This is a genomic window from Pedobacter sp. MR2016-19 (genome assembly GCF_014947265.1).
In the GTDB taxonomy this organism is placed as follows: domain Bacteria; phylum Bacteroidota; class Bacteroidia; order Sphingobacteriales; family Sphingobacteriaceae; genus Pedobacter.
Genome location: NZ_JADCNK010000015.1, coordinates 25,428 through 40,524 on the forward strand (window position 1 = coordinate 25,428; position 15,097 = coordinate 40,524).

At 37.3% G+C, this 15,097-nt stretch carries 11 protein-coding genes; 4 read left to right on the top strand and 7 right to left on the bottom strand.

All coding sequences use genetic code 11. The features are described from left to right. Positions 1 to 8: 8 nt before the first annotated feature. Positions 9 to 1,604 (top strand): SusD/RagB family nutrient-binding outer membrane lipoprotein, encoded by a 1,596-nt coding sequence (locus IM793_RS17590; protein ID WP_193423599.1) that lies wholly within the window; start codon positions 9 to 11, stop codon positions 1,602 to 1,604. Between the two features lie 123 nt (positions 1,605 to 1,727). Here the strand turns inward: IM793_RS17590 and IM793_RS17595 are convergent, their stop codons facing one another. Together IM793_RS17595 and IM793_RS17600 are read right to left on the bottom strand one after the other, a co-directional pair. Continuing rightward, entirely contained in the window at positions 1,728 to 2,990 is a 1,263-nt protein-coding gene (locus IM793_RS17595; protein WP_193423602.1) for an erythromycin esterase family protein, read from the bottom strand. Positions 2,991 to 3,684: 694 nt separating this feature from the next. Further along, a complete protein-coding gene (locus IM793_RS17600; RefSeq protein ID WP_193423604.1) occupies positions 3,685 to 4,581 on the bottom strand; it encodes a class I SAM-dependent methyltransferase in 897 nt (298 codons plus the stop codon). Between the two features lie 162 nt (positions 4,582 to 4,743). Here IM793_RS17600 and IM793_RS17605 point away from each other — a divergent pair, with 162 nt between their 5' ends. Then, positions 4,744 to 5,319: an RNA polymerase sigma factor gene (locus tag IM793_RS17605; RefSeq protein WP_193423606.1), complete on the top strand. Its 576-nt coding sequence runs from the start codon at positions 4,744 to 4,746 to the stop codon at positions 5,317 to 5,319. Further along, positions 5,316 to 6,815, top strand: a complete 1,500-nt coding sequence (locus IM793_RS17610; protein ID WP_193423608.1) for an outer membrane beta-barrel protein — start codon at positions 5,316 to 5,318, stop codon at positions 6,813 to 6,815. The genes IM793_RS17605 and IM793_RS17610 overlap by 4 nt, the downstream gene beginning before the upstream one ends. A 665-nt stretch (positions 6,816 to 7,480) precedes the next feature. Here the strand turns inward: IM793_RS17610 and IM793_RS17615 are convergent. The 4 genes from IM793_RS17615 to pyrR all read right to left on the bottom strand — a co-directional run bounded on the left by IM793_RS17615 (position 7,481) and on the right by pyrR (position 14,014). Next, positions 7,481 to 9,178, bottom strand: coding sequence for a TonB-dependent receptor (locus IM793_RS17615; RefSeq protein WP_193423611.1), 1,698 nt, complete (start codon positions 9,176 to 9,178; stop codon positions 7,481 to 7,483). Between the two features lie 4 nt (positions 9,179 to 9,182). Continuing rightward, positions 9,183 to 12,206, bottom strand: a complete 3,024-nt coding sequence (locus IM793_RS17620; protein WP_193423613.1) for a tetratricopeptide repeat protein — start codon at positions 12,204 to 12,206, stop codon at positions 9,183 to 9,185. A 328-nt stretch (positions 12,207 to 12,534) separates the two neighbouring features. Beyond that, the gene (locus IM793_RS17625) at positions 12,535 to 13,464 is read right to left on the bottom strand and encodes an aspartate carbamoyltransferase catalytic subunit (RefSeq protein WP_193423615.1); all 930 of its coding nucleotides are present in this window, start codon (positions 13,462 to 13,464) and stop codon (positions 12,535 to 12,537) included. 1 nt (position 13,465) lies between these two features. After that, positions 13,466 to 14,014 (bottom strand): bifunctional pyr operon transcriptional regulator/uracil phosphoribosyltransferase PyrR, encoded by a 549-nt coding sequence (gene pyrR, locus IM793_RS17630; protein WP_138817984.1) that lies wholly within the window; start codon positions 14,012 to 14,014, stop codon positions 13,466 to 13,468. 271 nt (positions 14,015 to 14,285) lie between these two features. On the opposite strand from pyrR, the gene IM793_RS17635 reads away from it, so the two are divergent. Beyond that, complete coding sequence (locus IM793_RS17635; RefSeq protein WP_193423617.1) at positions 14,286 to 14,687, top strand: thiol-disulfide oxidoreductase DCC family protein; 402 nt, start codon at positions 14,286 to 14,288, stop codon at positions 14,685 to 14,687. On the opposite strand, the gene IM793_RS17640 is transcribed toward IM793_RS17635, so the two are convergent. Further along, entirely contained in the window at positions 14,684 to 14,890 is a 207-nt protein-coding gene (locus IM793_RS17640; RefSeq protein ID WP_193423619.1) for a hypothetical protein, read from the bottom strand. The genes IM793_RS17635 and IM793_RS17640 overlap by 4 nt on opposite strands. Between the last annotated feature and the right edge of the window lie 207 nt (positions 14,891 to 15,097).

The following is a 15,097-nucleotide window of genomic DNA, read 5'->3' on the forward strand; positions in this document are numbered from 1 at the left end:
TGATGGTGATGAGAAAGTTATGTGTTTTGGGTATTTTTTTTCTGGCTTTAATGGGCAGCTGTTCTAAAGCAAAGTTGGATCAGATCAATACCGATCCAACCAAACTGACAGAAAGTAATTACGATCCCAATAGCCTGCTTGCCCAGGCACAGTTAAAATATGCTAATTTGGGGTATTACCAGCTTTTGTACCAAAGTACCATGATGCAATTGCTTGCCTCTACCTATTATTATTACAATAATGGAGATAAATACATCAATGTGGGCAGTTTTACCGATTATCAAGGGCGTATTTTTGACGAAGGATATAAGGATGCTTCATCCATCAGAGAGATGCAACGACTGGCCAGATTGAAAGATCCTGTAGCGTATAAAAACCTGATTGCCATTGGCGATATCATGTTCGTGCTGGTTTTACAAAGAATTACCGATACCTATGGAGACGTACCTTATACGGAGGCAGTTAAAGCCATGCAGGGTGTTAAATACCCTGTTTACGATCGGCAGGAAGATATTTACAACCAAATGCTGAACGATCTTGATGCCGCTACAGCACAACTGGATATTGAAAAACCAGGACCAACTGCCGATCTTTTTTATAAGGGCGATGTTGCAAAATGGAAGAAGTTTGGTTACTCTTTAATGCTTAGGGTTGCGATGCGCTTAACCAAGAGCGATCCGGAAAAAGCCAGGCGCTGGGCAGAGAAGGTTGCTGATAAAACCTTTACAGACATCAATGACAATGCGATTCTGTTGACCGATGCTTCTTCCTTTAACAGTCAGAACGGAACATCACTTGCTTTAAGAACCTTTTCTGATTACCTGGAAGTACGCTGGAGCAAAACCTTAATCGATCAGTTAAAGAATACCAACGACCCCAGGTTGAGTGTGATAGGTGAAGTACCAAAAGATGGACTGACCAGGAATGCTGATCAAAACCTAAACGGAAATACCGACGCAGCAGTTCAGTTAGGAATGCCTAACGGGTTTGATCTGCAGGGTGGGGCAACTGATATCAGTCATTCGCCAAACTATCCGGGCGGTACAGGCAGCGGAAGTGATTTTGCGCCGCTCGGGAAATACTCCAGACCACGTACCGCAGTATATCTTAAATTGGGCGGCCCGATTTTTATTCTAAGTTACGCCGAAACTGAATTTTTACTTGCCGAAGCTAAAGTGAGGGGATGGGATATTAGTGGTACGGCAAAACTACATTATACTAACGGATTAACCGGAGCCATACAGTCACTTGCCCAGTTAGATCCTTCGGCAACGGTTGATGCTAACAAAATTACTGCGTTTGTTAACCAGAACCCACTTGATGAAAGCAGCACACAAAATGCATTAGCTTCAATCAATACACAGTATTGGGTGGCCACCGGCACCAATTTTAATTTTATAGAAGCCTGGTTAAATTGGAAAAGAAGCGATTACCCCAAGCTTATACCCATAAACTACAAGGGTAACGTTACCAATGGCACTATTCCCCGCCGGATGATCTACCTATCAACCGAAGTGCTGAACAACCCCCAGAATTATAAAGATGCTGTGGCAAGAATAGCAGGCGGCGATGTACTTACCGCCAGGGTGTGGTGGGATAAGTAGACAAGCTTTACAATTATTTGATATGTGATTTGTTTCAATGCAGTTGGCTTTTTGTAAATTGCGTGTGCTTTGTTGCTAACTGCTTGGGTTTACTATCTTTTCGTGAAATTACTAGTGCTATAATTATTTAATTACTCGAGCACAAGGATACATCTCCCGAATATAAAAAATGCCATCGTAAATATCCGACCAAGATGCAGATTCAGTAAAATGATACACGCCCTTCATCAGGAAAGGTTTTTTATTGTCAGGATTTTCTTCACGAAACTGCTTAAAGTTTACGAATGTATAGGGTACAGTTTCTGGAATCCAGGTTTCAAAACTGTTCTTAGCTGGTGTCTCTACAGCATACTTTTTGTAGGTAATTATGCCAGTACTTCCAACCCTAGAGTTAAAACCCATAATATAAGTTTGTTTGTTAAGCTCTGGGTCTGCTGTGAATAAATTGCCCATAATTTTCGTCTCTTTATTATTGTGCCATTTTGAGTTTTTGATTAGTTCGGGGTGTTTAATAATATGTGCATTATGTGCCCAAACAATAATTTTTTCTTTTTGAAACTTGTACTTTAATAGCCATTTTAAATTCTCTGCCATTTGTTTATCCCTAATTTCAGAATCATCACTTTTTTTGCTTAAAAAAGAAATCTCACTTTCAGTTAATGCCATTAAGCTTTTAAGTAGCATCGTTTCAAAAGCCTTAGGATCACCTGCAGAAAGTTCATTGCTGATTTGTTGTAGTGCTTCTTTAAATTTTAGCTGTTTCTGAAGATTTTTATTATACGTTATCGAATCGATAAAGGAAAGAAAATCAATTTTATAGTTTTTAGTGTTAGCGTAGTTTATCCTTTTCTCTTTTAGATAATTGTCGATAAATGTTTTCAAATTTGTGTTGCTGTAGCGGCCATGTACCTGATTATCGAAACCAGATATGATTAGTGGATTTTTATCTCGATAAGTTTTTGGCACATAATGGTACAATAAATCGTCGCAAGAATTACATTTGCTCCACATACTAAAAATATTGCTTGATAGGAAAGGATCAATTTTAGATTTTTGCTTTTCCAGTCGATCCCAGCCTTCGTTTAATGCAAAAAAGTCACTTTCAAAGGCCAAAACATTGAATCCTTTTTGTTCATGAAGATATTTAACTAATCTTGTTTTCGCCAAAAAAGCTGGTGAGTCGCCATGGTCTTGTTCGCCCAACATCACCACCCTCGAATCACCAATTGCCTTTCCAATGGCCTGCAATTCAGAAAAATCAGTCGAATCTGGCGATATGGTTTGGATATCAACCCTTTCTTCAGTAACAAACTGCTTTATATCTTTTTTTACACAAGCCGAAAAAACAATTGAGATGAATGCGAATGGTAATAATCGATTTAACATATGTTATTATTTGATCAGTTGAAAATTGAAAGATAATATTTTTAGCCCACATTCACTTGCTATTAAATAAGCTTGAGTTTAAAGATACTTCAAATATGCAACCATATATAGGGGCTGCTGAAAAACTCAAGGTTTTCAAATTTTCATTAGAGTAATGTCTTTTAAAACAAAAATAGGTCACATATACCGAAAAATTAACGATAATCAGCCGTGCTTATTGGTCAAAAATTTATAGTTGAAAATCTAATGCAAGCTTTTTGAGCATACCTTATGAAAAAGCTTGCACTAAGATTAGTAAAAACTATCATAAATATATGAAAAATAATATGTTATACTTTTTTATGCAAGCCCTATAAGATCTATTGATAATAACTTACTTAAAATCTTTTTTGTATTTTTTATTTCGGCTATAAATATCTAACGTGTTTTTTTTCCTTTCCATGGTTTATGCCTTTAATCATCAGGTATATTCCTATAAATAAAAGAATAGCGGAAATAATAATTCCAACCGCAATGGGCAAAAAAATAGCTGCTGATGCGAAGAATTCGCTCCATAGCACACGGGGATAAAAAAAGTAAGTTAGCATCAAAAAACCTAGTAACGTTAAGATTGAGAAGAAGTAAAGGATTTTAGGTGTTGAGTTGATTTTCATATTTTATTTAGATGTGAGTGTATGATAAGAGTGGGTATCGCTTAATTCAGATAAGGGTTTTCTGGAATATAAACCAAATCGTAGCCGTTTTTCTTGAGCAGGTTTATGGTATTCTCATCTGGCAACTGTTTAAAAATAACCGTAGTTAATACCTGCGAGGGCATGGCTTTTACCTTAACAAGGACATCAAAGAGGAACTTCTTCATTCTAATAAAGAAAAACTGTTTACTATGGGTTGATGTTAAATCTGCCCCTTTAAACCAGTAGTTTGGATTGATCTTTTTAAAAGCGACCAAAGGTAGACCTAAACCAGCTGCCAGTTTTTCAAATTCTCTTTCCGATACTTTGTATACAAAATTTCCAACCGGCTCGAACGAAAAACGGTTTTTCCATAATTTATTCAAAAAACGTGCATTCCTGTCCAAAAGATTGCTTAACATTAGTAAAAGCGGCATCTTGGTTACCGGATCTTGTGGTTCTATTACTACCACACCACATCTGGCCACCCTGATCATTTCGTACATTGCAGCATAAGGCCTCGGGAAATGGTGATAGGATTCTTTACAAAGCACAAAATCAAAACTATTGTCTTCTTGCGTGAGTTTTTCTGCATTCTCCGCAGCACAAGTATTAATAATCCCTTTTTTTAGCGCAATATTCAAAAAATCGGTATTAAGATCGGTTGCCAATACCCTGTTGCCTGAATTAAGGATATACTGCGCATCAAATCCATAAGCATCACCAATAGTAAGCCAACGCTGGTCCTTTTTGTACAGAAGCGGGTCAAGGCAGTTAAAAAAGAGTTTTTGCAGCCAATAAGCTATATTATTTTCGCCCGTTGCTGTCGATTTTTCATAAAAATCAGTTTTAGCACTTTCAGATGGGAAATGTGTGTTGTACCATTCGTTATGTCTGTTGTAGCTTTGGGTATGGCGCATAGGTTAGGGTTTATAAGCTTATACGAACGCAGTATTATAAACGCTTGGTCGAAAAAGTAAAATAGACTGGAAAAAAATAAGTTAATTTTAACCCAGCGTTTTTCATATTCATTGCGTAATCTTATTACAACACGATGAAAAACCGCTTACCGAACCAAATGGATGAACCTTTTTTTTAAGCAAGATACTAAACTGATCAAAGGCTGCAAAGCCAATGAGCGGCAAGCGCAGGAAGGTCTCTATAAGCTTTACTATGCCGATATGCTGCGTATATGTTTCCGTTATTTAAAATCTGATGATCTGGCGCAAGATGCGCTGAACGTTGGTTTTTTGAAGATTTTTCAGCATATCCAGACCTTTGATGCTAAAAAAGGAGAATTTGGTGCCTGGATCAGGACGGTAATGGTGAGATCGTGCATTGATATTAGCAGAAGAGAAGCCAGGTTTAATGAAACGGTTAGCCAGGATGAGATAGAGGAAATCTTTATTCAACCATCGGTACTAGATAAGCTTTTTGTAGAAGATCTCCTAAAATTGATACGCCTGCTGCCAACTGCGACCCAGTTGGTTTTTAACCTTTCGGTTATAGATGGCTACTCACATAAAGAAATTGGAGAACATTTGAATATTACCGAGAGTACCTCAAGGTGGCACCTCACAGAAGCAAAGAAACAGTTGAGGAAGATGTTAGCTTCCTCAACAATTGATAAACCAACTGAAAACATAAAAAGAAGATGAGAAATTCAGCATGGTATCATAAACTCTGGAGCAATAAATTCGATAGTTTACCAGTTAAGGATGTTTCGGATGCCTCTTGGGCGGGTATGCACAAACTGCTCAATGAGCAGATGCCAGTCAGTACGGCAGGTGGCCACGGGCCTAATGTATCAACTGGAGCCAAATTGTTCAAAGTAATTGGTTATTCGTTATCTGTAGCCGTTACAGCTTCTACTGTAGGCTATTTCACCGTTCTGAAATCAAAAAATAAACATAAAGAAACACATCATAAAGTTAAGCCCATCCTTGCAGATTCAATTTCTGTAGATAGTAATACGGTATTAAATTACAATGAAATAGCTGATACAACAAGTATTAAAGATAGCATTAATGGGGCAGGGGATTCGATAGATGCAGCTGTGGAGCAAAATAAAACAGTTGATCATGATGGTGTCAGGCTTGTAGAAAAGACAAAGGGCATTGAAAACTTAACTTTAGCTGCTGCGAAAACAAATGCTTTTTCTCCTTTTAAAAACCGGCAGGATGTTATAAAAAGGTCAGATCGGTCTAAACCATTTGAGAATTTAGGTGCGCAACCACTAAGCGTTAACTCAAAAATTGAGGTTCCCGGAAATATTGGTCAAAAAATGGATAGTTCATTTGTGAAGGGTAGCGCTTTATTATTGGCACCAGAAGGATTTCAACGGGAAAATAGCCGCTCTAATTTTCTTCCTTCACCTATTTCGATTTTAGGTCAAAATACAGCATTGCCCATGTATAACACTAATAATTTGCGAAATGCATCATCAGGAAAGAGCAACAAGAAACAGAATAATAATAAAGCATATCGGATTACTTCTGGTAAAAACCAGAAGGTAAAAAATATCAGGTTCCCTAAAATTAAAACAGTTAAAACCAAGCAGGAAAATGATGCAGAGCCAACCTACAGTTATGGCATAACAGCAGGAATGAATGTACAAAAGGGTAATAGTAGTTTTTATGCAGGCATATTTGGTACTTATGCGCTAAATAAGAAGTGGCAGCTTTCTGTTGGTTTAAATGTTAATAGTTATCAAAAAATTGCAGGCGAATTTACACACCCTAATTATTATCAACCTGATTCTTTGCCTCCGTTTACGATTACAGCTGAACAAAAGGTGATTGCTGCAGACGTTCCTATAACAGCGAGTTACAAAATTTCGAAACATGTAAGCATTAAAGCAGGTCCGGTAATTGGTTTTCCAATAAAACAATCTGGAATTATCGCTGCATCGAATGCTATAGCCGATCCACGCGATACGATAAGCCATAGTAAAGAGATCAATACTGCATTGGCTAATACGGTAATGAATAAGATAAACGTTGGCTTAACAGGCGGCATCAGTATTCACATTAAGCAATTTGATATCAATGGAAGCTACCAATGGTTAACGCCATACAAGGTGAGCAATAGTTTGGGTTCTTTTAAACAGACTAATCAGGTTTTTAGGATTGGGATAGGATATCGGTTTAAGTAAAAATAATTTTCTTAAAATAACATCATTGCTGAGAAAGCTTTTTCAGGCAATGTAATTATGTTAAGTACGGCGGTTGTCAGACTGAGCGTAGTCGAAGACTTCTTAAGATTGATAAATCGCAAATAAATGCGTTTGACTACGCTATAAATTGACAGATTTAAAAAATTGTCGTCATTTCGACTGAAGCGCAGCGAAATGGAGAAATCTTTTAAAATAGTTCAAAGATTTCTCCACTGCGGTCGAAATGACGCCCTTGTATATCTGTCATCAGCCCTCCGATGTATTTGAAAAATTCTAACCTGTACCATTGACAAGACCTCCAATATAAAAATTGTCATTGCGAGGCACGAAGATAACCGAACGATTGAGCTCATGAATGCCTTTAAAAGCAACTGCAAAAATGAATAATCTTAATGCGCATGCTAGTAGCGATCGTTGTAAGATTGCTTCCCCGAAAATCGGGGCAGGCTGTCGGCAGAAAAAGCCTTCCCGCAATGACGATACGGTTGAAATGACTATCTGATTATACCTGTTATTCCAAATACTTTGTTTTTTAAAAACAGACTTTAGGCAATGAAGATTTTACTAAAAAGCCCATAAAAAAATGCCTCCCGATTTCGGAAGGCATTTTTTTGTTTCAGTAAGACTTTAGAGGTTTCTCTATCCTAAAATGAGTAAGTCAAGCCTCCGAAAATATTAAATCCATTAACCTGATAGTACAAATATCTACTGTAGTTTTTATTTAAGATGTTGTTTGCTTTAGCAAAAACAGAGAATTTTTTATTGATCCTGTAATCTGCACCGAGCCCTAAATCTACATAACCTTTAACCGTTTCAATAAGTTCTATATTAGTATTGGGAATTACATATTGTGAAGCGGGAACAGGAGCACCCGTGTATACTTTAGCTTTTACGTCATCTTGGATCACAACACCTGCATTAAAGCTTAGTTTTTTGTTAAAGGTATACATAAAGTTCGAGCTCACTTTTAAACCTGGTTTAAACCAGGAGTAAGTTTCAGAAGCAGGCTTCCAATCGTCGACGTTTAATTTACCGGTCCATTTTAAAGCATCACTTACCTGAACAGAAATTTCGCCTTCTAAACCCGTTAATTTTGTTTTACCGAAATCGTATATCACATCAAACTTATTAAAGTCAGTAAAGTTATTTACGAACAAAGGCATATCATCAAACTGTTTTACATAGATACGGGCTTTGTAACCAAAACCTGGTCCGCCGGTACCCTTAATACCTGCACTAAAACTTAATTTTTCTACCGTATTTTTTACAAAAATATTGTTGTTTAGCCAAGGGTTTTCATCTGTAAAACCTTTTAAAGAGTTTCTGTTTACATCTCCCTTAACCTCGCCAAAAACCTGCAAATAATCAGGAATCAGTGTGAAATCGGCAGTAATTGCCGGGAATATCTTTGAACTGCTGTAGGCGCCAAATTCCTGTACAAAATTAACTCCTGCAGTAATTTTAGCACCTTTAACCTGTAAACGGATATAAGGGTTTAAACGCAACAGGTTATTGCCAACACTGGTTAAAGCATCTTTGGTGTTTCCAAATTCGGTTGATGCAGCTAAGCCAAGGTTTAAAGAATTGATACGTTTGTTTACATAACCGTTTAAGCTGAGGTAATTTTCTTTGGCGCTAAATTTATCGTTCCAGATATAACCATTGGCTTTTAAAGCATAACTAAAAGCATCTTCATCTTCAGTAAAGTTTTTTACCAGTTCACCTTCTAATTCGATGGTAGTTAAAGCCTGCTTATCGGGATTTGGATTTAGTGTTGGCCGGGCATCATCTATACCGTAAAAATAAGTGCCGTTACGCTCAAAATTAATGCGTCCACTTACGGTATTTTCATCTAAAATACTGCGACCAAAAACACTTAACTGTTGGTTGCTGCTGTTCTGTTTGTTTAATTTTCCTTGCTGACTAAAGTGTTTAAAATAACCACCAACCTGTAGTCCTTCATCTTTGCCGGTGTTAAAATAGGCTTCGCCCAAAAGAGTACCCAACGATCCGAATGCACCTTTTACGTAGTTGTTAACCAAAATGCTTGCTTTTTCTTCAGCTAAGGCTTGTGCCTGTAACTTTTGGATATCACTATTCAACTCCAGCTTTCTATCTAAAATGCTATAGTTTAATTTTGCTTTGTAAGTTTTAACATCGTCCAAATTCGGGCTTCTTCTCAACTTTACCGCTTCGGCCAAAATTGGCTTATATGGGCGCACTACTTCAATCTCTTCGTTTACCACCCCTTTTTCCTCAGTTTTTTTATCCTGTGCCTGAGCAGTCATTAATCCAGCAGCTAAAAAAAACAGTGAACTATATATATATTTAATCGATTTCATAATGCTACTTCTTCTGGTTTAGTTTTTCTAGTTTTTCTTTGGCTGTAGGAATGATATCGTCCTTGCCTTCGTAATTATCAATTATACTGAGAAGTGTACTTTTTGCCTGTAAATTGTCTTTTAATGCCACATAATTATCAGATAAAAGGATAAATGCTTTCGCTACCCAATAATCGTAAGCGGCCATGTTGTTAACCAGATCAAAACAGGTTTTAGATGAAGTTTTGAAATCACCTTTGTTGTATTCTAATAAAGCTAAATTGTATTTTGCTTCGGCAGCAGCAATGGTTTTTGTTTTAGCCACTACATTTTTAAATTCTTTTATGGCTGTGGTAGTATCGCCTTTTAACAAGTAAGCTTTACCAGAGTATAAGCTGGAACTGTTTTTTTCTTCTTCCGAAGCTTTTTCCGATTCTTTGGTCAGCTGTGCATATTTAAGCATGTCATCAGGCATATTTAAGGCGGTGTAAGCCTTTAATAAATTATTGATGGCAAAACTATAGTGGGATTTGTAATCGGTTGTGGTTTCTAATCTTTTCAGGTAAACAATCGCTTCGTTGTATTTCTTCTGATTTAAGAAGAGTTGAGAAATACTTACTAAAGAACGTTCGGTGTAATCGCTCGTCCAGTCGTTTAAGATAAATTCGTAATCAGGAATGGCTTCATCCGGACGACCTAATTTAACCAACGATTCTGCCCTGATAAATTTAGCTTCTTTTTCATGGTTAGCCTTAGGAAATTTATCGAAATAAGCATTTACTGCCTGGAATGCGCCATTCGCATCTCCTTTTAGATAGGTATTATTGGCTGCGGCAAAAACGATGTTATCCTGTTCTGAACCAGAGTAATTTCCAAGTGGGGTAGTAGCCGCATAAGTAATAAAACCATTTGCGTCGCCACGATCTACGTAAATGTTCTTGATCGATTCCATCGCCTGTTTAGCTTCGTCGGCAGTTGGGTAATCGCGGATTACTTTTTTGAACGATTCTAAAGCGGCATCATCCTGGTCTTGATTGTACTGAACCAAGCCAATGGTAACCAGGGCTTTCGCTACATAGCTACTGCGTGGGTATTTGGCCACCAATGCAACAAGATCTGATTTAGATTTATCAAAATCGCCTTTGTTGAAATAAGTATAAGCGGTTTCGAAGCCGGCATCATCAGCATAATTTGAATTTGGAAAAGTATTTAACAAGCTTTGCATCGTTGCAATTTTCGCATCGTACTGCGTTTCCAATCCCTGGATCATTCCTTTTTGGAAAGTGGCATAATCTTCAGAAGTGGTTTTGCGGCTGATGATTTTGTTATAATTGGCCATTGCATCACCATAATTTTTATTTACGAAATACGAATCGGCTAAACGAATGGTCGCATCATCAATGGTTTTTTGATCTTTATCATTACCAGCAAGGAATTTTTCGAAATAAGTAGCTGCTTTGCTGTATTTCTCATCTTCGAAAGCAGCATAAGCCAAAGCATAATTTGCGAAATTGTAAACACCTGTTTTATCGGCATCTGGCATCTTTAAAAATTTTTCGAAAGTGCTAACCGCTTCGCCATACTTACGTAACTCGTACATTGATTCTGCTTTCCAGTAAGTATTTAATGCATTGATCTCATTGTCTTCGGGGAACGTTTCAGAACGTAAAAACATTGATAATGCATTCGGAAATGCCCTTTCGTTATAAAACTCTAATCCACGGAAATAGGTTACCTTTTGATAAGCTTCTTTGGCCTCAAGGTTTTTATCCGGAATTGGCTCCAGAATATCTACAGCTGCCTGGTAGTTTTTAGTGGTTAATAAAACCTCACCCAATAAGGTTTTCGCCTCGTTTATTTTGCGCGATTTCGGGAAAGTTTTTAAGAAACCTTGTGTAGCCTCTAAAGCTTGCTGGTGGAATTCTAACTCGTAACTTAATTTGGCATAGTTTAACCAGGCTTCCTCTTGTATGCCCTTATCAAAACTTAAACGCGAAGCCCTGAAAAAGGCACTTTGCGCTTTCTGCTTGTTGCCCAACTGGATAAATGCTTTACCCAGCGTATGCATACCATTCTGCAGGTAAATATCATCAGTATTCAGTTTTTCTAAAACGGCAACAGACTCTTTGTACTTTTTATTCTGAAACAAGGAATATCCGTATTGGTAAATGAAGAGATTGTTCTTGGTTTCGCTTTTATCTTTTGCATAATATTCGGCGAAATACTTTTCCGCATTTTTGAATTCAGATTTTGCAAAGTACGAAGCAGCAACCAGACTCAGCATTTCTGGTTCGAATTGTTGTCTGGTTTTTTGAATAGAAGCCAAGGCATAGCTGATTACATCATCGTAACGCTCATCAAGATAGTACATCGAAGTGATGTAGTATGGATAACTCGCCTCATAAGTAGGAGAGCCCTTTAACTTTTCGAAGTTGGCCAGTGCCGTTTTATATTCTTTATTTAAGTAATTGATGTAAGCAAAGTAGTAGGTAGCACTTTCCTGAAAATCGCCTTCTTCTTTTTTAACTTTTTCGAATAAAGGTTCTGCTTTGTCGTAGTCTTTAAGTTCGAAATATGCGTAACCCTGCTTAAACTGGTATTCGTTTCTTTGCTTACCCGAAAGTGTAGAAGGATCTGTTTTTTCGAACCATTCTAAAGCTTTTTTATAGTTTTTTTGGTTGAAATAAGTTTTTCCAACGTAGAAATAAGCCAGTTTGGTGTTCGGGTTTAACGGATAATCGCGGATAAAGGCCTGAAACAAGCTTTCAGCATCTGCATTGGTTAATTCAAGTGCACAAACGGCAGCATAAAATTTTGCATTCTCTTTCAGTAAAGACAATTCGGCATTGCTCTCTGTCTGGGTAGAAGGTTTATAACGTTGCAGCTCAACAAGTTTAAACTGTTGGGCAGCTGCAGTGTATTTTTCTTTGTCTAATAATTCTAAGCCCGTTTGATAGTTTTTGTTGAGGTTCTGCACCGCGTTAACCTGAGCGTAAGTGCTAAAACTTCCAGCTAAAATTAGCGGAATTAGTAAGTATTTTTTCTGCATTGGTTTCAAATATGGTTGGTACTAAATTAGAAATAGTATCAAAGCTTATCAACAGAAGTAATTAACATCTGTTAATAACACAAATTAACGATAGGATTTTTGGTTTGGTATTCAGGGGTGAACGAATGTGGAAAAAACGAGCGTGGTAATTGTTTAAACTGGTTAACTGTATTGTGGTAATTGTTAAATTGTTGGGGATTGTTACATTGCCAACTGCCACTATAAAATCTTGAATTACATCAAGCCATCAACCAATGCAGCTGATGACTCTGGACTGAGGACTCACGACTATAGACTGAGAACTTCGGACTAAGAAATCCAAACTAATCTACCCCTGACTTGCCAACAGATACAGCACAGCCATTCTCACGGCCACTCCGTTTTCTACCTGTTCTAAAATAATCGATTGTTTGCTGTCGGCCACGTCGCTGGTAATCTCAACACCTCTGTTTATTGGGCCGGGATGCATGACGATGATTTCTTTATCAAGATTATCTAAAATCTGTTTGTTTAGACCATACATCATGGCGTATTCCCTTAGCGATGGAAAATATTTAATGTCTTGACGCTCCAATTGGATGCGCAGCATGTTTGCTACATCGCACCAGTTTAAAGCTTTAATAAGGTTATGCTCGACCTTTACACCCAATTGATGGATATGTTTAGGAATTAGGGTTGTAGGACCGCAAACCATTACCTCCGCACCTAAACGCTGCAGGCAAAGAATGTTTGATATGGCTACACGAGAGTGCAGGATGTCGCCTACAATTACTACTTTTTTACCAGCTACAGCGCCCAGTTTTTGACGAATGGAAAAAGCATCAAGTAAAGCTTGAGTTGGGTGTTCATGTGCGCCATCTCCGGCATTTACAATTTGAGCCTTTACATGTTTACTTAAAAACTGACCTGCTCCGGCATAAGGATGACGCATTACCACCATATCAACTTTCATTGATAAGATGTTGTTTACAGTATCAATCAGGGTTTCACCTTTGCTTACAGATGATGATGACGCGGCAAAATTAACCACATCAGCTGAAAGTCTCTTTTCAGCAAGTTCGAAAGAAAGTTTGGTACGGGTAGAGTTTTCGAAAAAGATATTGGCAATCGTAATGTCACGAAGTGAAGGAACCTTTTTGATCGGTCTGTTAATTACTTCCTTGAAATTATCTGCAGTTTCGAAAATCAATTCGATATCATTCCGGTTAATATCTTTAATGCCTAAAAGATGTCGGGTTGATAGTTTTTCTGCTGCCATTTTATTTATTATTTTCGGATATTAAAATCACTTTATCTTCACTTCCTTCACTCGCCCAGGTTACTTTTACCTGTTGCGAGTTTAAGCTATCTACCTGATGCCCAATATAATCAGGTTCTATAGGTAAATGCCTGCTAAACCTCCGGTCTATTAAAACTAAAAGTTCCACTTTCTCTGGTCGGCCATAAGCAAGCAAGGCATCTAGTGCTGCCCTAATGGTTCTGCCGGTCCAAAGTACATCATCAATTAAGATTACTTTTTTGCCTTCGATAATAAAATCGATTGAGTTGCTACTTGCGGTAACCAATCCGTCTTTACGGCGGAAATCATCTCTGAAAAAAGTAATATCCAGGTTTCCCTTTAAAATTTTCTTGTTTTTAAGGATAAGCTGAAGATCCTGATGAATACGATCTGCTAAAAAAATACCCCTTGGCTGGATGCCAATTAAAACGGTATTTGCGAAATCGTCGTGGTTTTCAATTAATTGATGGCAGAGCCTCTTAATTGTAATCTGAATTTTTTGTCCGTCAAGAAGTGTTTTCTTTTGCATGGAAGAAGGATTGGGCAAATATATAAAAATGTTTTAAGGTAAGAAAGTTGAAGCTGGATTGTTTTAGCGTTTCGTGGCTAAATTGTTCTCTATCAAAATATAAAAACGTAAAATTATTTTTTGATAGTGCTTTAAAGACTAAAGTAAAATGATAGAATTATAAAATATAATAGGGATTATGTTTTTTTAGCTTTAGTCTTTCTGCTACAAGCTTAATATTCTGAGAAAACGATGGCTGTTTTTGCATTAAAAAACTTTATTTTTATAATCTATGATCCGGCAACCAGTAATCTTCTTTGATGGCATTTGTAACCTCTGTAATTCATCTGTGCAATTTGTTATTGAACATGATAAAAAGGATCAATTCAAATTTACTGCACTACAAGGTGATTACGCTAAAGAAATGCTGCCTAAATTTAATGCGGATCCGGAAAAATTGAATACCATTTTATTGCTGGAGGATGGAAAACTCTATACCAAATCTTCAGCGGCACTAAGAGTGGCCCGAAAACTCAATGGATTAACTCCGCTTCTTTATGCATTTCTAATTATTCCTAAGTTTATACGTGACTGGGTTTACGATATAATTGCCAAAAACCGTTACAAATGGTGGGGAAAGCAGGAGAGTTGCTGGGTGCCAACTCCCGAATTGAAAAGTAAGTTTATAGCTTAATTTTGTTGACCATTTTTATTTCTACCCGGCGACCAAAGCCAAAGTGTTAAAATGATTAATGGTATGGTAATGCTTAACGCAATTACAATCATGATGGCTTTTTGCTTAACCATGTCTGCTTCATTAGAAGTAAATACATACACCGTTTCTTTAATGGCAAATAAGGTAATGATGGTAGAAAGGACGGCAAATAGTTTACGCATGGTTTAATTTTTAATGCAAAGATTGCATAAATTTTTAAAATAGTGCATGTGCTTTATTAGAGTTATCTGAAATTCTGTTAAACAAGGTATTGGGAATGAAGTGAAATGAACAATGCTATGCTACAGAGGGCTGTCATTTAGAGCGCAGTAAAACGAAGTTGAGAACCACGAAGTGCTCAGCGAAGCTAAATCTATCGGGATAGATTT